This is a genomic window from Klebsiella sp. HC6 (assembly GCF_022605325.1).
Classification (GTDB): Bacteria; Pseudomonadota; Gammaproteobacteria; order Enterobacterales; family Enterobacteriaceae; genus Klebsiella; species Klebsiella terrigena.
The window spans coordinates 591902-612885 of record NZ_CP093276.1 but is presented as its reverse complement, the minus strand read 5'-3'; the positions used below and the strand labels follow the sequence as shown (position 1 = coordinate 612885).

Annotated in this window: 22 protein-coding genes and 1 other RNA gene; 15 read left to right on the top strand and 8 right to left on the bottom strand. The window is 56.4% G+C overall.

Going from position 1 to position 20984, the window contains the following annotated elements; translation table 11 throughout:
- Positions 1-191 precede the first annotated feature (191 nt).
- Both MMW58_RS02985 and sstT read left to right on the top strand, forming a co-directional pair.
- Entirely contained in the window at positions 192-1160 is a 969-nt protein-coding gene (locus tag MMW58_RS02985; RefSeq protein ID WP_045856722.1) for a TerC family protein, read from the top strand.
- A 254-nt stretch (positions 1161-1414) separates the two neighbouring features.
- Positions 1415-2662: a serine/threonine transporter SstT gene (gene sstT / locus MMW58_RS02980; RefSeq protein ID WP_133600867.1), complete on the top strand. Its 1248-nt coding sequence runs from the start codon at positions 1415-1417 to the stop codon at positions 2660-2662.
- Positions 2663-2805: 143 nt separating this feature from the next.
- On the opposite strand, the gene MMW58_RS02975 is transcribed toward sstT, so the two are convergent.
- Positions 2806-4293 (bottom strand): UxaA family hydrolase, encoded by a 1488-nt coding sequence (locus tag MMW58_RS02975; protein WP_123708919.1) that lies wholly within the window; start codon positions 4291-4293, stop codon positions 2806-2808.
- 18 nt (positions 4294-4311) lie between these two features.
- Positions 4312-5724 (bottom strand): glucuronate isomerase, encoded by a 1413-nt coding sequence (gene uxaC / locus MMW58_RS02970; RefSeq protein WP_241722723.1) that lies wholly within the window; start codon positions 5722-5724, stop codon positions 4312-4314.
- Between the two features lie 480 nt (positions 5725-6204).
- Here uxaC and MMW58_RS02965 point away from each other — a divergent pair, with 480 nt between their 5' ends.
- The 11 genes from MMW58_RS02965 (at position 6205) to MMW58_RS02915 (ending at position 13647) form a co-directional block, all read left to right on the top strand.
- A complete protein-coding gene (locus MMW58_RS02965; RefSeq protein WP_241722722.1) occupies positions 6205-7509 on the top strand; it encodes an MFS transporter in 1305 nt (434 codons plus the stop codon).
- Between the two features lie 130 nt (positions 7510-7639).
- Complete coding sequence (exuR, locus tag MMW58_RS02960; protein ID WP_045856712.1) at positions 7640-8416, top strand: transcriptional regulator ExuR; 777 nt, start codon at positions 7640-7642, stop codon at positions 8414-8416.
- Positions 8417-8868: 452 nt separating this feature from the next.
- Complete coding sequence (gene yqjA, locus MMW58_RS02955) at positions 8869-9531, top strand: DedA family general envelope maintenance protein YqjA (RefSeq protein ID WP_041147345.1); 663 nt, start codon at positions 8869-8871, stop codon at positions 9529-9531.
- Positions 9531-9917, top strand: a complete 387-nt coding sequence (mzrA, locus tag MMW58_RS02950) for an EnvZ/OmpR regulon moderator MzrA (protein ID WP_185022523.1) — start codon at positions 9531-9533, stop codon at positions 9915-9917. Before yqjA ends, mzrA begins: the two co-directional genes overlap by 1 nt.
- A 149-nt stretch (positions 9918-10066) precedes the next feature.
- Entirely contained in the window at positions 10067-10435 is a 369-nt protein-coding gene (locus MMW58_RS02945) for a DUF1090 domain-containing protein (RefSeq protein WP_133600863.1), read from the top strand.
- 32 nt (positions 10436-10467) lie between these two features.
- Positions 10468-10773, top strand: a complete 306-nt coding sequence (locus MMW58_RS02940; protein WP_041147347.1) for an ElaB/YgaM/YqjD family protein — start codon at positions 10468-10470, stop codon at positions 10771-10773.
- A 2-nt stretch (positions 10774-10775) separates the two neighbouring features.
- On the top strand, positions 10776-11168 hold the full coding sequence (locus MMW58_RS02935) for a phage holin family protein (RefSeq protein ID WP_076946587.1): 393 nt from the start codon (positions 10776-10778) through the stop codon (positions 11166-11168).
- A gap of 2 nt (positions 11169-11170) precedes the next feature.
- Entirely contained in the window at positions 11171-11467 is a 297-nt protein-coding gene (locus MMW58_RS02930; protein ID WP_241722721.1) for a YqjK-like family protein, read from the top strand.
- Between the two features lie 235 nt (positions 11468-11702).
- On the top strand, positions 11703-12095 hold the full coding sequence (locus MMW58_RS02925) for a DoxX family protein (RefSeq protein WP_004867955.1): 393 nt from the start codon (positions 11703-11705) through the stop codon (positions 12093-12095).
- A gap of 73 nt (positions 12096-12168) precedes the next feature.
- Positions 12169-13155, top strand: coding sequence for a glutathione S-transferase family protein (locus MMW58_RS02920; protein ID WP_241722720.1), 987 nt, complete (start codon positions 12169-12171; stop codon positions 13153-13155).
- A 126-nt stretch (positions 13156-13281) separates the two neighbouring features.
- Entirely contained in the window at positions 13282-13647 is a 366-nt protein-coding gene (locus MMW58_RS02915) for a DUF805 domain-containing protein (RefSeq protein WP_045856699.1), read from the top strand.
- Between the two features lie 41 nt (positions 13648-13688).
- On the opposite strand, the gene MMW58_RS02910 is transcribed toward MMW58_RS02915, so the two are convergent.
- Positions 13689-14585 carry a LysR family transcriptional regulator gene (locus MMW58_RS02910; protein WP_133600860.1) on the bottom strand — a complete coding sequence of 299 codons (897 nt, stop codon included), beginning with the start codon at positions 14583-14585 and terminating at the stop codon, positions 13689-13691.
- Positions 14586-14689: 104 nt separating this feature from the next.
- Here MMW58_RS02910 and MMW58_RS02905 point away from each other — a divergent pair, with 104 nt between their 5' ends.
- Positions 14690-15391, top strand: a complete 702-nt coding sequence (locus MMW58_RS02905; RefSeq protein ID WP_041147353.1) for a pirin family protein — start codon at positions 14690-14692, stop codon at positions 15389-15391.
- Positions 15392-15415: 24 nt separating this feature from the next.
- The gene (locus tag MMW58_RS02900; RefSeq protein ID WP_165973059.1) at positions 15416-15577 is read left to right on the top strand and encodes a hypothetical protein; all 162 of its coding nucleotides are present in this window, start codon (positions 15416-15418) and stop codon (positions 15575-15577) included.
- Positions 15578-16145: 568 nt separating this feature from the next.
- Here MMW58_RS02900 and rnpB read toward each other — a convergent pair.
- From rnpB to garP, 5 genes are all read right to left on the bottom strand, one after another.
- Positions 16146-16524, bottom strand: an RNA gene (gene rnpB / locus MMW58_RS02895) — RNase P RNA component class A.
- 32 nt (positions 16525-16556) lie between these two features.
- Complete coding sequence (garK, locus tag MMW58_RS02890) at positions 16557-17702, bottom strand: glycerate 2-kinase (RefSeq protein ID WP_133600859.1); 1146 nt, start codon at positions 17700-17702, stop codon at positions 16557-16559.
- A 64-nt stretch (positions 17703-17766) separates the two neighbouring features.
- Positions 17767-18657, bottom strand: coding sequence for a 2-hydroxy-3-oxopropionate reductase (gene garR / locus MMW58_RS02885; protein WP_241722719.1), 891 nt, complete (start codon positions 18655-18657; stop codon positions 17767-17769).
- A 28-nt stretch (positions 18658-18685) separates the two neighbouring features.
- Complete coding sequence (gene garL, locus MMW58_RS02880; protein WP_241722718.1) at positions 18686-19456, bottom strand: 2-dehydro-3-deoxyglucarate aldolase; 771 nt, start codon at positions 19454-19456, stop codon at positions 18686-18688.
- A 28-nt stretch (positions 19457-19484) separates the two neighbouring features.
- A complete protein-coding gene (gene garP / locus MMW58_RS02875; protein WP_045856686.1) occupies positions 19485-20819 on the bottom strand; it encodes a galactarate/glucarate/glycerate transporter GarP in 1335 nt (444 codons plus the stop codon).
- Between the last annotated feature and the right edge of the window lie 165 nt (positions 20820-20984).

The window sequence follows — 20984 nt, the reverse complement described above, 5'->3', positions numbered from 1 at the left end:
GGTGGATCGTCATTACGATGCGTGTTAAAGCGCATCCGGTCGCCGGGCAACGGTAAAAGGCCGCGTCCTGTGGGCGAGTTCTTTTACCGTTGTAAGTGAGACCTTGCCGGAAGGCGAGGTCTATGCATAAACACGCAGCGGCTGCCGTCTTCCGACGTCAGCCGTTTTGTTTTTATGTAAGGAATATCGTAATGAATAGTGTCGGCACACCGTTGTTATGGGGCGGATTCGCTGTTGTCGTAGCGATCATGCTGGCTATCGACCTGCTGCTTCAGGGACGTCGCGGTGCGCATAGCATGACCATGAAGCAGGCCGCGGGCTGGTCAATTTTGTGGGTCACGCTCTCCCTCCTCTTTAACGCCGCTTTCTGGTGGTATCTGGTACAAACCGAAGGGCGCGCGGTCGCCGATCCGCAGGCGCTGGCCTTCCTCACCGGCTACCTGATCGAAAAAGCCCTGGCCGTCGATAACGTCTTTGTCTGGCTGATGCTGTTTAGCTACTTCGCCGTCCCGCCTGCGCTACAGCGTCGGGTGCTGGTATACGGAGTTCTGGGGGCGATCGTGCTGCGTACGGTGATGATTTTCGCCGGCAGCTGGCTTATCTCCCAGTTTGAGTGGCTGCTCTATATCTTCGGCGCGTTCCTGCTGTTTACCGGGGTGAAGATGGCGCTGGCGAAAGAGGATGATTCCGGCATCGGCGATAAGCCGCTGGTACGCTGGATCCGCAGCCACCTGCGGATGACCGACAAAATTGAGGGCGAGCACTTCTTTACCCGGCAAAACGGCGTGCTGTTCGCCACGCCGCTGCTGCTGGTGCTGATCCTCGTGGAGATAAGCGACGTCATTTTCGCCGTCGATAGCATTCCGGCTATTTTCGCCGTCACCACCGATCCGTTTATCGTCCTGACCTCGAACCTGTTCGCGATCCTCGGCCTGCGCGCGATGTACTTTCTGCTGGCAGGCGTGGCGGAACGCTTCTCGATGCTGAAATACGGCCTGTCGATCATTCTGGTCTTTATCGGTATCAAGATGCTGATCGTCGATTTCTACCATATCCCGATCGGCGTTTCGCTCGGTACGGTAGGCGGGATTCTGGCGCTGACGCTGCTGATTAACGCCTGGGTCAACCAGCAGCACGATAAGAAAAAGCGGCTGCAGTAAGCCGCTCATGGGCCGGATGGAGTCTCCTTTTCCCCCGGCCCTTCGCCTTCATCGCGCATTATTTTACCAATGTCACAAAACCGTTAAAATACAGTTAAAAAATCAGATCTCGCCGCAATTAGCAGCATTTTACGCTTCCTCCCTCGCACTGTTTCCGTATACTCAACCAGGCAAACATTTACTTACATCCGGACATAAACGTAACAAATAATACGCCCCGGAACGGACAGCAACATCACTGGAAGGAATAAATCATGACGACTCACACTCCCCCATCGGGCCTGCTGAAGCGCCTGTCCCAGGGTAGCCTGGTGAAACAAATTTTACTGGGTCTGGTTCTCGGCGTGCTGCTGGCGCTGGTGTCAAAACCTGCCGCCATCGCCGTTGGCCTGCTGGGTACGCTGTTCGTCGGGGCGCTGAAAGCCGTCGCGCCGGTACTGGTTCTGATGCTGGTAATGGCCTCTATCGCCAACCACCAGCAGGGGCAAAAGACCAATATTCGCCCCATTTTATTCCTTTATCTGCTGGGCACCTTTAGCGCCGCGCTGATCGCAGTGCTGTTCAGCTTTGTCTTCCCTTCTACGCTGCAGCTGACAACAGGGGCCACGGATATCACCCCGCCTTCAGGTATCGTCGAAGTTATCCACGGCCTGCTGATGAGCATTGTGGCGAACCCGGTTCATGCCCTTATCAACGCCAACTATATCGGGATTCTGGTGTGGGCGGTTGGCCTCGGCTTTGCCCTGCGTCACGGTAACCAGAGCACCAAAAACCTGGTCAATGATTTCTCCGATGCGGTGACCTTTATCGTCAGGCTGGTGATCCGCTTTGCGCCAGTCGGTATTTTTGGGCTCGTGTCATCCACGCTGGCAACCACCGGTTTTTCCGCCCTGTGGGGCTACGCTCAGCTGCTGCTGGTGCTGATTGGCTGCATGGCGGTCGTCGCGCTGGTGGTTAACCCGCTGCTGGTTTTTGTGCAAACCCGCAGGAATCCCTATCCGCTGGTCCTGATGTGCCTGCGCGAAAGCGGCGTGACGGCATTCTTTACCCGCAGCTCGGCGGCCAACATTCCGGTGAATATGTCGCTATGCGAAAAGCTGAATCTCGACCGCGATACCTATTCCGTCTCCATTCCGCTGGGCGCAACGGTGAACATGGCCGGGGCGGCCATCACCATTACCGTGCTGACGCTGGCGGCGGTAAATACGCTGGGCATTCCGGTTGACCTTCCCACGGCGCTGCTGCTGAGCGTCGTCGCCTCGCTGTGCGCCTGCGGCGCTTCCGGCGTGGCGGGCGGTTCGCTGCTGCTGATCCCGCTGGCCTGCAACATGTTCGGTATTCCCAACGAGATCGCCATGCAGGTCGTGGCCGTCGGCTTTATTATCGGCGTCCTGCAGGATTCCTGCGAAACCGCCATTAACTCCTCCACCGACGTGATGTTTACCGCTGCGGTATGCCAGGCGGAAGATGCGCGTTTAGCGAAAAACGCCCTGCGCGGCTAATCCCGGCGGCAGTGAAGGCCTGTAAAACAAAACGGCGTATCATCATCTGATACGCCGTTTTTGCATCGCCTTCCCTTTATTTCAGACCTTCCCGGCCGCTCAACGGAGCCAACGCCGCGGCGGCGTGAAGAACGACGGGGAAACTAGAGGGTGACGCCGCTTTTAAAGATCGCCAGCTCGCGGAAGTCGTTACGTTCGTTGCAGGTCTGCCTGCCGCTGGCAATCTCGGCGATTGTGTCGACAAACTCTTCCAGCAGCTGCGGCATGGCTTTACCGTGAATCAGCTGGCCGGCATCAAAGTCAATCCAGTGTTTCTTTTTCGCCGCCAGCTCGCTGTTGGTGGCGATTTTTACCGTCGGCACAAAGCCGCCGTAAGGCGTGCCGCGCCCGGTGCTGAATAGCACCATGTGGCAGCCGGCGCCGGCCAGCGCGCTGGTCGCCACCGCATCGTTGCCCGGGGCGCTCAGCAGATTCAGGCCGTGCACCTTCAGGCGCTCGCCGTAGCGCAGGACGTCCACCACCTGGCTGGAGCCCGCTTTCTGCGTGCAGCCCAGCGACTTATCTTCGAGGGTGGTGATCCCGCCCGCCTTGTTGCCCGGCGACGGGTTCTCGTAAATGGGCTGGTTGTGCGCAATGAAGTACTGCTTAAAGTCGTTCACCATGGTAACCAGCTTGTCGAAGGTCGCTTCATCGCGGCAGTGGCTCATCAGCAGCCGCTCGGCGCCGAACATTTCCGGCACCTCCGTGAGTACGGTTGTGCCGCCGTTAGCAATCAGGTAGTCAGAAAAACGCCCCAGCATCGGGTTGGCGGTGATCCCCGACAGCCCGTCCGAGCCGCCGCATTCGAGGCCAAACTTCAGCTCGCTGAGCTTGCCCGGCTCGCGCTTGTCTTCGCGCATCGCCTGATAAAGCTGATGGAGATGTTCGATCCCCGCTTCCACTTCATCTTCCTGGGCCTGGCAGACCATAAAGCGCACGCGCTGCGGGTCGAAATCGCCCAGCGTCTCCCGGAAGGCGTCGACCTGATTATTTTCACAGCCGAGGCCAATCACCAGCACCGCGCCGGCGTTGGGATGACGCACCATGTTTTGCAGCATGGTGCGGGTGTTGATATGGTCATCCCCCAGCTGCGAGCAGCCGTAGGTATGGCTGAAGAGGAAAACGCCGTCGGTGCCTTCCGCGTCCTGGGTCTCTTTCAGGAAGCGATTCTGGATCTGACGCGCGATGCCGTTGACGCAGCCAACGGTCGGCAGGATCCACAGCTCGTTGCGCACCCCGACGTCGCCGTTAGCCCGACGATAAATCTGCACCTCGCGATCGGCGGGCTGCGCCGACGGCTCGGCGAGATCCGGTTGATAGCTATACTCGTCAAGGTCGCTCAGGTTGGTCCGCGTATTATGGGCGTGAATATGCTCCCCTGGCGCGATATCCGCCAGCGCATGACCAATAGGCAAACCATACTTAATGACGTTTTTTCCCTTCGCAATGCCGCATAGCGCGAACTTGTGCCCGCGGACGATATCCTGGCTTAGCGTCACCACCGCATCGTCGATAGTGACCGTCGTGCCTGCCGCCATATCAGCCAACGCCACCGCGACGTTATCCTGCGAATGGATTTTAATGTATTGCATATCAACCGACCTCTGGTCTTAGTTCAGTTCAATGGCGAAGTAATCACGCGCATTGTTAAAGCAGATGTTTTGCACCATCTCGCCCAGCAGCTGAATATCCGCCGGCGCTTCGCCCGCTTCGACCCAGCGACCGATCATCTGGCACAGGATGCGGCGGAAATATTCATGACGCGTGTAGGACAGGAAGCTGCGGCTATCGGTCAGCATGCCGACGAAGCGGCTCAGCAGGCCAAGCTGAGCCAGCTGGGTCATCTGGCGCTCCATGCCATCTTTCTGATCGTTGAACCACCAGCCGGAGCCGAACTGCATCTTGCCCGGCATCCCCTCGCCCTGGAAGTTGCCGATCATGGTGCCCAGTACTTCGTTGTCGCGCGGGTTCAGGCAGTAGAGGATGGTTTTCGGCAGCAGGTTCTCTTCATTCTGCTTGCTCAGCAGCTTCGACAGCTCTTCCGCCATCGGCCGATCGTTGATGGAGTCGAAGCCAACGTCTGGCCCTAACAGCTTGAACTGACGCTGGTTATTGTTACGCAGCGCGCCGATGTGGTACTGCTGGACCCAGCCGCGGCGGGCGTACTCTGCGCCGAGGAACACCAGCACGGCGGTTTTGAACTGCGCGACCTCGCGCTCGCTCAGGACGGCGCCGGTCAGGCGGCGGGCGAGGATACTATCCAGCTCGGCCTCGCTGGCTTCGGCAAACAGCACCACGTCCAGCGCGTGGTCAGAGACTTTACAGCCGTGAGCCGCGAAGTGATCGAGACGCTTCGTTAACGCAGACTGCAGGTCGGCAAAGCGGCGAATATCGGTATCGGAGACTTCGCCCAGCGTCGCCATGTAGTCACCAAAGGTCGCCTGTTCGATATTAAACGCCTTATCCGGACGCCAGCTCGGCAGAACTTTGGTGGTGAAGCTCGCGTCTTTTGCCACCGCCGCGTGGTGTTCCAGCGAATCAACCGGATCGTCGGTGGTCCCGACCATTTTCACGTTCATCTGCTGCATGATGCCGCGGGCAGAAAAACGCTCCTCCGCCAGCAGCGCGTTGCACCGATCCCAGATCTCATCGGCGGTAGTCGGAGACAGCACCTTACCTGTAATACCAAAAGGACGACGCAGCTCAAGATGCGTCCAGTGGTATAACGGGTTGCCAATGGTATGCGGCACGGTGGCGGCCCAGGCGGCAAACTTCTCGCGATCCGACGCATCGCCGGTACACAGGCGTTCAGCAACGCCGTTAGTGCGCATCGCGCGCCATTTGTAATGATCGCCTTTCAGCCAGATGTCATACAGATTTTTAAAACGATAATTTTCGGCAATCTGCTGCGGAGGCAGGTGGCAGTGATAGTCGAAAATCGGCTGATCTTTGGCGTAGTCATGGTACAGACGGCGGGAAAATTCGGTATCAAGCAGAAAATCTTCAGTCATAAACGGTGTCATTTTCTTTTCCTCTTCGCCCCTTTGGGGAGCCCTTCAGATGATTGACTATCATGCTGTCAAAGTTATCACACCAATTTCCAGAGGCTGAAATCTTTTTCGTGAGTTAGATCAATAAACGCTGACAAAAAAATTACCGCCAAAGGAGTAAAAGCTTCGCCAGGCCGCGCCAGTACTGGCTTTGCTCGCAGAGAATAATACCCCCATAAACTTTCCCACTTTTGTGACGGCACTCAACCTTTGAAGTTGTATGACAAGTTATCTTGCTTTCGTCGAAACATATGAACCGACGGAATGCATTACCGATGACAACAGGCATCGGATTGAACGGTATGGATGCCGGATTAAACATAACGATTGATGGCAAGGTTCGGGCCATACGGGTTTCCCACCCTGAGCCCTCCGTTCTCCCTCTTCATCTCTGTTACAGAACTGAAGATGGCCGCACACGCTGCGGATATAAAATAAACGATGAGGTTTTACATGCGTAAAATTAAAGGGTTACGTTGGTATATGATCGCACTGGTGACATTGGGCACCGTGCTGGGGTACCTGACGCGTAACACTGTGGCTGCGGCTGCGCCAACTCTGATGGAAGAGTTACACATCTCCACCCAACAGTATTCCTATATCATCGCGGCCTACTCGGCTGCTTATACCGTTATGCAGCCTGTTGCGGGCTACGTGCTGGATATTCTGGGTACCAAAATCGGCTACGCCTTCTTCGCTATCGCCTGGGCTATTTTTTGTGGCTCAACGGCGCTGGCAGGCAGCTGGGGCGGATTAGCCCTGGCGCGTGGCGCCGTGGGTGCCGCTGAGGCCGCCATGATCCCAGCAGGGCTGAAGGCCAGCTCTGAATGGTTCCCGGCAAAGGAGCGCTCTATTGCCGTTGGCTACTTCAACGTTGGCTCCTCGATCGGGGCGATGATCGCGCCGCCGCTGGTGGTGTGGGCGATTGTGATGCACAGCTGGCAGATGGCGTTCATTATTTCCGGAGTTCTGAGCTTCGCATGGGCAATGGCGTGGCTGGTGTTCTATAAACATCCGCGTGACCAGAAAAAATTAACCAGCGAAGAGCGCGACTATATCATCGGCGGCCAGGAGTCTCAGCATCAGACCAACAACGGTAAGAAGATGTCGCCGTGGCAGATCCTGCGCAACCGTCAGTTCTGGGGTATCGCCCTGCCGCGCTTCCTTGCGGAGCCGGCCTGGGGGACCTTCAACGCGTGGATCCCACTGTTCATGTTTAAAGTGTATGGCTTTAACCTGAAAGAGATCGCCATGTTCGCATGGATGCCAATGCTGTTCGCTGACCTCGGCTGCATCGTAGGTGGCTACCTGCCGCCGCTGTTCCAGCGCTGGTTTGGCGTCAACCTGATCGTCTCGCGTAAAATGGTCGTCACCATGGGCGCCGTCCTGATGATTGGCCCGGGTATGATTGGCCTGTTCACCAGCCCGTTCGTGGCTATCGCCCTGCTGTGCGTCGGCGGCTTTGCTCACCAGGCGCTGTCCGGGGCGCTGATTACGCTCTCTTCCGATGTTTTCGGTCGTAATGAAGTGGCGACCGCTAACGGCCTGACCGGTATGGCGGCCTGGATGGCGAGCACCATGTTTGCGCTGGTGGTCGGCGCGCTGGCGGACACCATCGGCTTTAGCCCGCTGTTTGCCGTGCTGGCGGTCTTCGACCTGCTGGGCGCCGTCGTCATCTGGACCGTACTGAAGAACAAATCTGCGGACGACGACGACCCCACCCCGCTCAGAACCAGTAAACCGGTGACGCAAAGCTAGCGTCTGCACCGCAAGATTGACCCGCTGAAGCCGCCTCTATAAAGGCGGCTTTTTCATGCCTGACAGTGGTGGGATGCGCGTAAAAGTGGTATAACAAATCCAATATTGTCGCCATCTTCCGGGAGCGAATATGGAAATCACAGAACCACGTCGTTTGTATCAACAGCTGGCCGCAGAGTTGAAGGCACGTATTGAACAGGGTGTCTACCTGGTGGGCGATAAGCTGCCCGCAGAGCGGTTTATTGCCGACGAGAAAAGCGTTAGCCGTACCGTGGTTCGCGAAGCCATTATCATGCTGGAAGTCGAAGGCTATGTGGAAGTGCGCAAAGGCTCGGGCATTCACGTTATCTCCAATCATCCGAAGCACCAGCAGCCCATCGACGAGACCCTGGAGTTCGCCAACTACGGCCCGTTTGAGCTGCTGCAGGCCCGGCAGCTGATTGAGAGCAATATCGCCGAGTTTGCCGCCACCCAGGTGACCAAGCAGGACATCATGAAGCTTATGGAGATCCAGGAGAACGCGCGCAAAGAGAAGTGCTTCCGCGATTCCGAGTGGGACCTCCAGTTTCACGTTCAGGTTGCGCTGGCGACCCAGAACTCCGCCCTTGCGGCAATTGTCGAAAAAATGTGGACCCAGCGCGTACACAACCCCTACTGGAAAAAGCTGCACGACCATATCGACACCCGCACCGTCGATAGCTGGTGCGACGATCACGACCAGATCCTTAAAGCGCTGATTCGTAAAGATCCGCATGCCGCGAAGCTGGCGATGTGGCAGCATCTGGAAAATACCAAGCTGATGCTGTTCAACGAAACCAGCGATGATTTTGAATTCAACGCCGATCGCTACCTGTTTGCGGAAAATCCGGTTGTTCACCTCGATACCGCCGCCAATGGCGTAAAATAAGCGATTATCCTCATTCCGGGCCGGCGCCCAGCGTCTGCCCGCCATCCTGACCAGGTAAGCAAACATCTATAGTGTCAGCCTGTGTAAAGACACTCGCCACTCGCCGCCGCAATCAGCAAAATCAACAAGCAACAAACTGCAATTTATCTGCCGTAAAGTCAGCGGTTTTGTTACAATTAGATGCATTTCGTCGTTCTGTAGCCCACATTTGCTTATGTTTATCTGATGCACAAAACAATTCAGGGTGCGTTCAGAGGGCAAAGAAAGAAAAACCCGGCAACGTGGGGCTGGTTTTTCCGCGCAAAAGTAGCCTGGAACGACCTGAAGAAGATGATGCCAGACAGGGATCCGTTCAGACCGCATCAGCAGCGACCATAATCCAATAACAACCTATGTCGCTATATTTACACTGCGTTCAGACGTACCGTTAACCGATGTACCAGGAATCGTGAATGGAACTATTAACCCAATTGTTAAATGCTCTATGGAGCCAGGATTACGAAACTCTCGCCAATCCCTCCATGATTGGCATGCTGTATTTCGTCTTATTTATGATTTTATTCCTCGAAAACGGCCTGCTTCCGGCCGCTTTTTTACCGGGCGATAGCCTGCTGGTTTTGGTTGGCGTCCTGATTGCTAAGGGCGCAATGGGCTTCCCTGAAACGCTGCTGCTGCTCACAACGGCCGCCAGCCTCGGCTGCTGGCTGAGCTATATTCAGGGCCGCTGGCTAGGCAACACGCGGATTGTGCAGAACTGGCTTTCGCATCTGCCCTCGCACTACCATCAGCGCGCGCACCATCTGTTCCATAAGCACGGGCTTTCCGCACTGCTGATTGGCCGCTTTATCGCTTTCGTTCGTACCCTGCTGCCGACGATTGCCGGCATCTCGGGGCTGAACAACGCGCGCTTCCAGTTCTTTAACTGGATGAGCGGCCTGCTGTGGGTACTGATTCTGACCTCTCTGGGCTACCTGCTGGGCAAAACGCCGGTATTCCTGAAATATGAAGATCAGCTCATGTCCTGCCTGATGCTGCTGCCGGTGGTGCTGCTGGTATTTGGCTTAATCGGCTCGCTCGTGGTGATGTGGAAGAAAAAACACAGAAGTCGGGGCTGATGATGGTTAAAAAACGCCCTTCTCTGCGTAAGTTGGGTTGGATGCTGGGCGGTTCACTTTTGCTGTGCGCTCTGTTCTGGCTGTGGCTGGCGGCGCAACAGCAGGAAGCCACCCTCGCTATCCACCCCGTAAGTCAGGATGTTGGCATGCCGGACGGTTTTTCCGTCTGGCACCATCTTGATGCCAACGGCATTCGTTTTAAAAGCATCACGCCGCAAAAAGATGGCCTGCTGATCAAATTTGATTCCAGCGCCCAGGGAATAGCGGCGAAAGAAGTGCTGGGACGCGCCCTGCCGCACGGCTATATTATTGCTTTGCTGGAGGAAGATAACACCCCGACAGCATGGCTCTCCCGCCTGCGCGATACGCCACACAGGTTTGGATAATTTCCAAAATTCTGAATATTTTCACGCAGTTTGGTGATTTCCTGTTTTCCTTACTATGCTTAAGACTGCGGGAGCCACCGGGCTGACGTTAATCAACTGGATCGGGTCTATCCTACGGATATGCCCTCACACAATGGAAGGTAGCATCCATGAAACACCGCATCGCTTTGATCCTGGTTTTAACTTCGCTTAGCTCCAGCGCCTTTGCCATCTCCCCCTGTCAGGAAAAAGAGCAGGATATCCAGCGGGAGATTAGCTATGCCGAGAAACATCACAATCAGAACCGTATTGATGGCCTCAATAAGGCGCTGCGTGAAGTTCAGGCCCACTGTAGCGACAGTAAGCTTAAAGCCGATCATCAGCAAAAAATCGCTAAACAGCGGGAAGAGATTAACGAGCGTCAGCGCGATCTGCGCGAAGCCGAACAGAAAGGCGATGCTGAGAAAATCAGCAAGCGCCAGCATAAGCTTGATGAAGCGCAGCAAGAGCTGAAAGCGCTTGAGTCACGTGAGTACTAGTATGTATATGGACCACTCTACAGGAGAGAAAGATGCCTAAAGATAACGTTGCAGACGACCTGCGTGCAGAACTGAAGACTCTGGCTGATACCCTGGAAGAAGTGCTGAACTCCTCCACGGATAAATCGAAGGAAGAGATAGGCAAGCTGCGTAGCAAAGCAGAAAGCGCGCTGAAAGAGAGCCGCGTACGCCTGGGTGAAACCGGCGATGCCATCGTCAGGCAGACCCGTGAAAGCGCCGCGCGCGCCGACGAGTACGTTCGCGAAAATCCGTGGACCGGCGTAGGTATTGGCGCAGCCGTTGGGCTGGTGCTGGGTGTCCTGCTGACGCGTCGCTAATTATGGCGGACTCTCAACGCACGCAAGGACCGGGTCAGAGCGTTTTCGGCATCGGCCAGCGCATCGTATCGCTGCTGGTTGAAATGGTGGAAACGCGTCTGCGTCTGGTGGTCGTGGAGCTGGAAGAAGAGAAGGCTAACCTCTTCCAGCTGTTCCTGATGCTGGGGCTGACCCTGCTGTTCGCCGCGTTCGGCTTAATGAGCCTGCTGGTGCTCATTATCTGGGCCGTCGATCCGCAGTATCGCCTGAACGTCATGATAGCCACTACCGCCGTGCTGCTGCTCGCTTCGCTGATCGGCGGTATCTGGACGCTACGCAAGGCCCGGCGTTCGACGTTCCTGCGTCATACCCGCACGGAGCTGGCTAACGACAGAGCGCTGCTGGAGGATGATTAATCGTGAGCAGTCAACAGGAACGTGAGCGGCGCAAGACGCTTCTGCTGCGCCAGATCCAGCAGCAGCGGCTGGATCTAACCGCCGGCCGCCGCGACTGGCTGGCGGCCACCGCCCCGCTCGACCGAAGCTGGCTGACGCTGCAAAACCTGCGCTCGTGGGCGATGGTCGGCAGCGGCATCATGGCCATCTGGTCCGTTCGCCATCCTCGCTTTCTTCTGCGTTGGACCCGGCGCGGCGTCGGCGCCTGGAGTACCTGGCGCATGGTCAGAGGCCTGCTGCGCCAGCAATCATCGCGCTAAGGCGCACCGCGCTGAGTTCCCCACCTGCTTTGTTCTCAGGACCTTAACCGGTCCTTTTATTTGCCTGTCTCCCGGGCAGTTGCTCAGAATTCTTGATAAAGATCTACAGTTTTCCTTGCTAACAATTCCCTCAACGTCTCGCTAATATTCACTCCATCGACAGCAACCCCGCGTAACTACGCAGGATTGCACCAAAAAACAAAACCGCCGCCCTTTGGGTTTTCTGGAGTAAGAAATGAAAAAATTAGAAGATGTTGGTGTACTGGTAGCACGTATCCTGATGCCAATCCTGTTTATCACCGCAGGCTGGGGAAAAATCACCGGATATGCAGGCACTCAGCAATACATGGAAGCGATGGGCGTCCCGGGTGCATTACTGCCGTTAACCATTCTGCTTGAGTTCGGCGGCGGCCTGGCCATTCTGTTCGGCTTCCTGACCCGTACGACCGCGCTGTTCACCGCCGGTTTTACCCTGCTGACCGCGTTCCTGTTCCACAGCAACTTTGCTGAAGGCGTGAACTCGCTGATGTTTATGAAAAACCTGACCATCGCAGGCGGCTTCCTGCTGCTGGCTATCACCGGTCCAGGCGCATTCAGCATCGACCGCGTGCTGAATAAAAAATGGTAAGCACACTATACTGAATCAAAAAGCGAGGAGATATCTCCTCGCTTTTGCTATCTACAGTCTGAAGGAGGAAACAATGGGACAATTAGTCGACGGCGTCTGGCACGATACCTGGTATGACACCAAATCCACCGGAGGACGATTCAAGCGTTCCGTTTCGGCCTTCCGCAACTGGCTGACCGCCGATGGCGCACCCGGGCCGAGCGGCGATGGCGGCTTCGCTGCCGAAAAAGATCGCTATCACCTGTACGTTTCTCTCGCCTGCCCCTGGGCGCATCGCACCCTGATTCTGCGCAAGCTAAAAGGCCTGGAGCCGTTTATCTCCGTCTCGGTCGTCAATCCCCTGATGTTCGAGAACGGCTGGACGTTCGATAGCAGCTTCCCGGACGCCACCGGCGATACGCTGTATCAGCACCAGTTTCTCTATCAGCTCTATCTGCATGCCGACCCGCAATATACCGGGAGAGTGACGGTGCCGGTCCTGTGGGATAAAAAGCAGCAAACTATCGTCAGCAACGAGTCGGCTGAAATTATTCGTATGTTCAATACCGCCTTCGACGGGCTGGGGGCAACCGCCGGCGATTACTACCCGCCTGCATTGCGCGAGAACATCGATGAGCTGAACGGCTGGATTTACGACAGCGTGAACAACGGCGTTTATAAAGCCGGGTTCGCCACCAGCCAGCAGGCTTATGATGAAGCCGTTGATGGCGTATTTGCTTCGCTGGAACGCCTGGAGCAGCTCCTCGGCCAGCACCGTTACCTGACCGGCAGCCAGCTAACCGAAGCCGATATTCGTCTGTGGACCACCCTCGTGCGCTTCGATCCGGTGTATGTCACCCATTTTAAGTGTGACCAGCGGCGCATCAGCGATTACCCAAATTTGTACGGCTTCCTGCGCGATATCTATCAGATGCCGGGCATTGCCGAGACCGTCGATTTTGGCCATATTCGCAACCACTACTATCGCAGCCATAAAACCATCAACCCGACCGGAATTATCTCCGTCGGTCCGCAGCAGGATCTCAACGAGCCGCACGGCCGCGACCTTCTTTTCCGCTGATATATCGGGCGCCCCCAGCGGCGCCTGAAATTTCACAGCCGCGATATTTACCCGCCTTTCATTCCCGTCTATTCTTATTACGATCGCTTTAAAAACAAGTGATTGACGGCTAATCGAGGCATAGACATGGACTGGTATCTACAGGTAATAAGAAACTATATTGGCTTTGGCGGTCGCGCCCGTCGTAAAGAGTACTGGATGTTTATTCTGGTCAATATCATCCTCACCGGCGTGCTCAGCGTTATCGATAAAATGCTGGGCTGGCAGCGAGCGGGGGGTGAAGGCATCCTGACGACGATTTACGGCGTGCTGATCTTTTTGCCATGGTGGGCGGTGCAGTTTCGGCGTTTGCACGACACGGACCGTTCGGCGTGGTGGCTACTACTGCTGCTGATCCCGGTCATCGGCTGGCTGGCGATTCTGGTCTTCAATTGCCAAAGCGGAACGCCCGGAAATAACCGCTTCGGGCCCGACCCAAAACCCCTTTCATAGCTCATTATGCGCACCGCCTTCGCGCGGTGCGCAGCGCTGATTTACTTCCCGGTAAACAGTCTGGGAATTTCCCGCAGGCACCAGGATTTGGCCTCGCCCATACTATCGCGGCGCCAGGCCATAATAATGTCAATCTCATTGGTATATTCCGGGCTGACAACCCGTAAGCGCCCTTCGGCGATATCCTGCTCCACCAGCGGATAGGGCATGGTCGCCACTCCCAGCCCTGCCAGCAGCGCCTGGCGCTTATCTTCAATGGTGCTGACCGTTAAACGCGGCTGCTTGTCGAGCAGCTGCACCGTCAGCACCGGACGTTCACGCGCGGTATCCGCTACCGCCACGCCGCGATACTTCACCCGCGTGACTTCGGAAAGCGGCTCCGGCTCCTGATGAATAGGGTGATTCGGCGCGGCAACGTAGACGTTCAGCACCGAATAGAGCTTACGCGAGTTAATTTCCGACGAAGAGCGAAAATGCATATCCGGCGCAACGACGATATCCGCCCGGCCCTGCTCCAGGCGCTCCCATGCGCCGGCGAGCACTTCGGTAATCACCGAGAGCTGCGTGTTGGATTTGGTCGCCAGCTTTTCAATCAGCGGGAAAAAGTCGCTGGTCGGCACCAGCGCTTCGGTGACGATGGTCAGATGGGTTTCCCAACCGCGGGACAGCGCTTCGGCATCAGTGGTGAGCTTATCCGCCGCCTCCAGCAGGACCCGTCCGCGCTCCAGCAGCATGCGGCCGACGTTGGTGAATTTTGTTCGATGACCGGAGCGGTCAAACAGCACCACGTCCAGCTCCTCTTCCAGTTTTTGCATCGTGTAGCTAAGTGCAGAAGGGACGCGTCCGAGCTCGTCAGCCGCGGCGGCAAAGCTCCCGCGCCGGTCGATCGCATCCATTACGCGCAACGCTTCCAGCGTTAATGCTCTCTCTCTGGCCATAGCACTCTCGTTCAGGAAATTTGAATATACCGGGCAGAATATCTGGCTAACAATACAGCGTCCATACCTTTACCATTGTTTTAGTGTAAAGAGAGGTCAAGACAATGATTACTACCCGAACAGCCAAACAATGCGGACAAGCAGATTTCGGCTGGCTGCAGGCCCGCTACACCTTTTCCTTTGGACACTACTTCGACCCTAAACTGTTAGGCTACGCCTCCCTGCGCGTGCTCAACCAGGAAGTTCTGGCACCGGGCGCATCGTTTCAGCCGCGTACCTACCCGAAGGTCGATATCCTGAATCTGATCCTGGAAGGGGAAGCGGAGTACCGCGATAGTGACGGCAACCACGTGCAGGCCAAAGCCGGCGAAGCGCTGCTGATTTCGACCCAGCCGGGCGTCAGCTATAGCGAGCATAATCTGAGTAAAGATTGTTCGCTCACGCGGATGCAGCTGTGGCTGGACGCCTGCCCGGAGCGCGAAAATCCGCTGGTACAGAAGATGAGTATCACCGAGGGTCCGCAGCAGCTGCTGGCCTCACCGGACGGGGCGCAGGATAGTTTGCAGCTACGCCAGCAGGTCTGGATCCATCATCTCGATCTGGCGAAAGGCGAGAGGATTAACGTGCAGCTTCACGGACCGCGCGCCTATCTGCAGTCTATTCACGGGACCGTGCACGCCGTCGCGCATGAAGAGGAAAAGCAGGCGCTGACCTGCGGCGATGGCGCCTTTATTCGTGATGAAGCTAACATTACCCTCGTTGCCGATACGCCTTTGCGCGCTTTACTGATAGATTTACCGGTGTAAAAACGGGAGTCATGGAGCTTATCAGTGAGTAAGAAGAAACCGAAGAAGACCGCATCGCCGATTCAGCCGACCTTGCCGGAAACAACCAACGTCGTCGGCTTTGGCTACGAAGAGATGCTGAGCGAGCTGGAGGCTATCGTCGCCGATGCGGAGATACGACTTCAGGATGAAGAAAACGCCGCCTGATGCCAAAAATCGGCTCCAGCCGGGGCCGACTCTGCTTTATCCCGCCTGACCAGGCCATTTTTACCTCCGCCGTGCGGCTTTGATAAGCCATATCCGGCAGCAGAAAGCAAAAACCCCGCCGAGGCGGGGTTTTGTCGAATGAGTTGAAGCTGGCCGCTAAGCCGCGTTCTTTTCATGAAGAGCGTCGTGGACTGTCATTCGCCCTTTCTGTCCCATCCTTTTCTTTCTGCTTCATTCTTTGTTCAGAAAGCAAAAACCCCGCCGAGGCGGGGTTTTGTCGAATGAGTTGAAGCTGGCCGCTAAGCCGCGTTCTTTTCATGAAGAGCGTCGTGGACTGTCATTCGCCCTTTCTGTCCCATCCTTTTCTTTCTGCTTCATTCTTTGTTCAGAAAGCAAAAACCCCGCCGAGGCGGGGTTTTGTCGAATGAGTTGAAGCTGGCCGCTAAGCCGCGTTCTTTTCATGAAGAGCGTCGTGGACTGTCATTCGCCCTTTCTGTCCCATCCTTTTCTTTCTGCTTCATTCTTTGTTCAGAAAGCAAAAACCCCGCCGAGGCGGGGTTTTCTGAAGAGTTGAAGCTGACCGATAAGCCGGGTTCTGTCGTGGACAGTCATTCATCTAGGCCAGCAATCGCTCACTGGCTCAAGCAGCCTACCCGGGTTCAGTACGGGCCGTACCTTATGAACCCCTATTTGGCCTTGCTCCGGGTGGAGTTTACCGTGCCGCGAACTGTTACCAGCCGCGCGGTGCGCTCTTACCGCACCCTTTCACCCTTACCTGATCCCGCTTGCGCGGGCCATCGGCGGTTTGCTCTCTGTTGCACTGGTCGTGGGTTTCCCCCCCAGGCGTTACCTGGCACCCTGCCCTATGGAGCCCGGACTTTCCTCCCCTCCGCCCGTCTCCCCCCGAAGGAGGACGACGACGAAGCGGCGACTGTCTGGTCAGCTTCGGCGCGAAGTATAGAGGGTTTGCCGCCGGTTGTCATCCCTCCATCGCCATCCCGGCCCGCAATGTCGCGGCGATGTTGCGCGACGCGCGATAAATATTGTCCGATGCCCCGCGAAAGGCCTCCTCCAGCGTCGTAATATTGGTCAGCACGCTGAATACCGCGTCGATGCCAAACTGATGCACCACGCCAACGTCGCGGGTCAGGCTACCGGCAATGCCAATCACCGGCTTATGGTACTTCTTCGCCACGCTCGCCACGCCGACCGGCACCTTGCCGTGGATGCTCTGGCTATCAAGCCGCCCTTCGCCGGTCACCACCAGCGAGCAGTCGAGGATATGCTCTTCCAGATTCAGCGCCTGGGTGACAATCTCGATCCCGCTGCGCAGTTCAGCATTGAGGAACGCCATCAGCGCAGCCCCCATGCCTCCGGCGGCGCCGGCTCCCGCCACCTGTTTCACGTCCACGCGCAAATCGTTTTTTATCACATCGGCATAGTGTTCAAGATTGCGATCCAGCTCGAGGATCATCGCTTCGCTCGCCCCCTTCTGCGGGCCAAAAATACGCGAGGCGCCCACATCGCCAGTTAGCGGATTGGTCACGTCGCAGGCTACGCGGATGGCACATTCCTGCAGCCGGGCGTCCAGACCGCGGAGATCGATGGCATTCAGGCTGGCGAGGCTCCCGCCGCCGTTGCCAATCTCGCTGCCGTTAGCATCGCGAAGGCTGGCCCCTAGCGCCTGCACCATGCCAGCGCCGCCATCGTTAGTGGCGCTGCCACCGATGCCGATGATGATATTTTTCGCCCCATGATCCAGCGCCTGGAGAATCAGCTCGCCGGTCCCGCGCGATGTCGTCAGCAGCGGATTGCGCAGCGCCGGCGGAACCAGGCCCAGTCCGCTGGCGGCCGCCATCTCGATAAACGCCGTTTTACCGTCGCCGGACATTCCCCAGCTGGCGTTCACCTTTTCACCTAACGGCCCGGTAACCAGAGCGGTATATTCAGCACCCTGCGTGGCGGCAATCATGGCCTCAACGGTGCCTTCACCACCGTCGGCAACCGGGACGGAAACATACTCCGCATCGGGGAAAATTTCCCGAAATCCTTTTTCTATTGCCTGAGCTACCTCAATGGCAGAAAGGCTTTCTTTATAAGAGTCTGGGGCGATTACGATTTTCATAGTTATGTAGCCTGACAGTGCCGCGCAAGGCAAGAATTACAGGGCGCGTTTCACGCCCTTCTTGTTAGCGAGTGACTTCCACTTTCGCCAGTTTTTCGTAATAGCATGCCAGCGCGCTGTGGTCGGCGGTACCCAGACCATCGGCACGCAGCGCCTGCATCATTTCCATCACCGCCGCCGTCAGCGGCAGCTGAGCGCCCACGCCGTGGGATGTATCCAGCGCGTTGGCCAGGTCCTTAATATGCAGGTCGATGCGAAAGCCTGGTTTGAAGTTACGATCCATCACCATCGGCGCCTTCGCATCCAGCACGGTGCTCCCCGCCAGGCCGCCGCGGATAGCCTGATACACCAGATCCGGATTGACGCCCGCTTTGGTGGCGAGAGTCAGCGCTTCAGACATCGCGGCAATATTCAGCGCGACGATCACCTGGTTGGCGAGCTTCGTCACGTTGCCTGCCCCCACTTCGCCGGTGTGCACGACCGAGCCGGCCATCGTCTTCATCAGGTCGTAGTATTTATCGAAGATAATCTTATCGCCGCCGACCATCACCGACAGCGTGCCGTCGATCGCCTTCGGCTCGCCGCCGCTTACCGGCGCGTCGAGCATATCCACGCCCTTCGCCTTCAGCGCTTCGCTAATTTCGCGGCTGGCCAGCGGCGCGATGGAGCTCATATCAATCAGTACGGTGCCCGGCTTCGCGCCTTCAATGATGCCGTTTTCACCCAACGCTACGTCTTTCACATGCGGGGAGTTCGGCAGCATCGTGATAATCACATCGCATTGCTCGGCAATCGCCTTCGCCGTAGCCGCCGTTTCTGCCCCGGCAGCCATCACTTCAGCAACCGCTTCAGGATTACGATCGGAAACCACCAGCGAGTAACCGGCTTTCAGCAAGTTTTTGCTCATAGGCTTGCCCATGATGCCCAGGCCAATAAAACCAACTTTCATCGTCATAACGTTCTCTCTCTTTTGATCCCGAGGGTTATTTTTTAAAAGAATCCGCAAGCTTCTGCGTGGCGGAGCGGAATGCGCCCAGGTCGCTGCCGACGGCAACAAAGGTGGCGCCCCATTCCAGATAGCGGCGCGCATCGGCCTCTACCGGCGCCAGAATGCCGCTCGGCTTACCGTGCTTCCTCGCACTCGCAAAAATCTGCTGAATCGCGCGCTGAACGTCAGGGTGAGAGGCGTTGCCGAGATGGCCCAACGCCGCGGCCAGGTCGCTTGGGCCGACAAAAATGCCGTCAACGCCTTCGGTTGCCGCGATGGCATCGACGTTATCTACGCCCTGCTGGCTCTCAATCTGTACGAGGATGGTGATGTTTTTGTTGGATTGCGCGAAGTAGTCCGGCACGGTGCCAAACATGTTGGCGCGGTGAGAAACGGAGACCCCGCGGATACCTTCCGGCGGATAGCGGGTGGAGGCCACCGCGTTCACCGCCTCTTCTTTGCTTTCCACAAACGGGATCAGGAAGTTGTAAAAACCGATATCCAGCAGGCGCTTAATAATCACCGGCTCGTTGGTCGGGACCCGCACAACCGCGGCGCTGGCGCTGCCCTTCAGGGCCATCAGCTGTGGGATAAAGGTCGTAATGTCGTTTGGCGCATGCTCGCCGTCCAGCACCAGCCAGTCAAAGCCCGCAAGGCCTAAGACTTCGGTGCTAATGGGGCTTGCCAGCGCGGACCAGCAGCCAATCTGTACCTGGTGCGCAGCCAGCGCTGCCTTGAATTTGTTCGGGAAGATATCGTTATTCATCGCTTATACCTTGTCACTTAACCGTGAATTATTTTTGCAGTTCCATACGTTTGATGTCGCCAACAATGAAGAGGTAGCAAACCATCGCCATCAGAGCTGAACAACCGACAAACACCAGCGCTGCGTTAAATGAATGCAGCTCGCTGACCAGATAACCAATGACCAGCGGAGTAACGATGGAGGCCACGTTACCGAATACGTTGAAGACCCCGCCGCACAGACCAACAATCTCTTTCGGTGCGGTATCAGAAATGACCGGCCAGCCGAGGGCGCCAAAGCCTTTGCCGAAGAACGCCAGCGCCATCAGGATGACCACCAGCGCGGTGTTATCGGTGTAGTTACACAGAATAATGGTTGAAGCCAGCAGCATGCCGAGAACGATAGGCAGCTTACGGGCCAGCGTGATAGAAAAGCCGCGTTTAATCAGATAGTCAGAGAACACGCCGCCCAGCACGCCGCCGGCAAAACCACACAGCGCCGGGATGGATGCCACCAGCCCCACTTTCAGAATCGACATCCCCTTTTCCTGCACCAGGTAAATCGGGAACCAGGTGAGGAAGAACCAGGTGATGGTGTTGATAAAATATTGGCCGAAGAATACGCCCAGCATCATGCGGTTGGTTAACAGCTGCTTGATATAGTGGAGTTTCGGCCCGCTGGCGGTATTGCCGCCGGGCTTTTTATGGTCCATATCCACCACCGCGCCGTTGTCAGAGATGAACTTCAGCTCCTCCTTTGACATCCGCGGATGGTCGGTCGGGTTATGAATCAGCTTTACCCACAGGCCGGTGAGGACAAAACCGATGACCCCCATCACGGTAAACACGTGCTCCCAGCCCCAGGCGAAGGTTAACCAGCCGAGCAGAGGCGAGAACAGCGCCAGGGAAAAATATTGCGCAGAGTTAAAGATAGCGGAGGCGGTACCGCGCTCTTTGGTCGGGAACCAGGCCGCAACGATGCGGGCGTTAGCCGGAAATGACGGCGCTTCAGAAAAGCCCAGCATAAACCGCATAATAAACATCGAAATCCCGGCCCAGGCGATGGGAAAGACGTCCACAAAGCCCTGCAGGAAGGTAAACAGCGACCAGAAGAACAGGCTGTAGGTGTAGACTTTCTTCGAGCCAAACTTATCGAGCAGCCAGCCGCCGGGGATTTGCATCAGCAAATAGGCCCAGCCAAAGGCGGAGAAAATGTATCCCATCGATACGGCGCTGAGCTGAAGCTCTTCTGCTACTGCGGTTCCGGCAATGGAGAGCGTTGCGCGGTCGGCATAGTTCACGGCGGTGACGATAAAGATTATTAGTAAAATTAAATATCGGGTGGGGAAACCTTTTTTTGTTCCTTCAACCGTATCAAGTATCATTTTATTTACCTCAGGTACTCGAGAAGTTATTTTATTATTATTTAAGCGTTATGCTAAAGATGTCTTTTAAATAAAAACAAACATCAAATAGCCAGTCTGGCGTAATGAAATCGTCATTCAGTATAAACAGCAGGCATCGGCCGCGCATTGTGCAAAAGCACAATT

What these genes read in the sequence shown, in the direction of transcription:
- MMW58_RS02985 (WP_045856722.1), top strand. Translation starts at nt 192, where the DNA reads ATGAATAGTGTCGGCACACCGTTGTTATGGGGCGGATTCGCTGTTGTC.
- sstT (WP_133600867.1), top strand. Translation starts at nt 1,415, where the DNA reads ATGACGACTCACACTCCCCCATCGGGCCTGCTGAAGCGCCTGTCCCAG.
- MMW58_RS02975 (WP_123708919.1), bottom strand. Translation starts at nt 4,293, where the DNA reads ATGCAATACATTAAAATCCATTCGCAGGATAACGTCGCGGTGGCGTTG.
- uxaC (WP_241722723.1), bottom strand. Translation starts at nt 5,724, where the DNA reads ATGACACCGTTTATGACTGAAGATTTTCTGCTTGATACCGAATTTTCC.
- MMW58_RS02965 (WP_241722722.1), top strand. Translation starts at nt 6,205, where the DNA reads ATGCGTAAAATTAAAGGGTTACGTTGGTATATGATCGCACTGGTGACA.
- exuR (WP_045856712.1), top strand. Translation starts at nt 7,640, where the DNA reads ATGGAAATCACAGAACCACGTCGTTTGTATCAACAGCTGGCCGCAGAG.
- yqjA (WP_041147345.1), top strand. Translation starts at nt 8,869, where the DNA reads ATGGAACTATTAACCCAATTGTTAAATGCTCTATGGAGCCAGGATTAC.
- mzrA (WP_185022523.1), top strand. Translation starts at nt 9,531, where the DNA reads ATGATGGTTAAAAAACGCCCTTCTCTGCGTAAGTTGGGTTGGATGCTG.
- MMW58_RS02945 (WP_133600863.1), top strand. Translation starts at nt 10,067, where the DNA reads ATGAAACACCGCATCGCTTTGATCCTGGTTTTAACTTCGCTTAGCTCC.
- MMW58_RS02940 (WP_041147347.1), top strand. Translation starts at nt 10,468, where the DNA reads ATGCCTAAAGATAACGTTGCAGACGACCTGCGTGCAGAACTGAAGACT.
- MMW58_RS02935 (WP_076946587.1), top strand. Translation starts at nt 10,776, where the DNA reads ATGGCGGACTCTCAACGCACGCAAGGACCGGGTCAGAGCGTTTTCGGC.
- MMW58_RS02925 (WP_004867955.1), top strand. Translation starts at nt 11,703, where the DNA reads ATGAAAAAATTAGAAGATGTTGGTGTACTGGTAGCACGTATCCTGATG.
- MMW58_RS02920 (WP_241722720.1), top strand. Translation starts at nt 12,169, where the DNA reads ATGGGACAATTAGTCGACGGCGTCTGGCACGATACCTGGTATGACACC.
- MMW58_RS02915 (WP_045856699.1), top strand. Translation starts at nt 13,282, where the DNA reads ATGGACTGGTATCTACAGGTAATAAGAAACTATATTGGCTTTGGCGGT.
- MMW58_RS02910 (WP_133600860.1), bottom strand. Translation starts at nt 14,585, where the DNA reads ATGGCCAGAGAGAGAGCATTAACGCTGGAAGCGTTGCGCGTAATGGAT.
- MMW58_RS02905 (WP_041147353.1), top strand. Translation starts at nt 14,690, where the DNA reads ATGATTACTACCCGAACAGCCAAACAATGCGGACAAGCAGATTTCGGC.
- garK (WP_133600859.1), bottom strand. Translation starts at nt 17,702, where the DNA reads ATGAAAATCGTAATCGCCCCAGACTCTTATAAAGAAAGCCTTTCTGCC.
- garR (WP_241722719.1), bottom strand. Translation starts at nt 18,657, where the DNA reads ATGACGATGAAAGTTGGTTTTATTGGCCTGGGCATCATGGGCAAGCCT.
- garL (WP_241722718.1), bottom strand. Translation starts at nt 19,456, where the DNA reads ATGAATAACGATATCTTCCCGAACAAATTCAAGGCAGCGCTGGCTGCG.
- garP (WP_045856686.1), bottom strand. Translation starts at nt 20,819, where the DNA reads ATGATACTTGATACGGTTGAAGGAACAAAAAAAGGTTTCCCCACCCGA.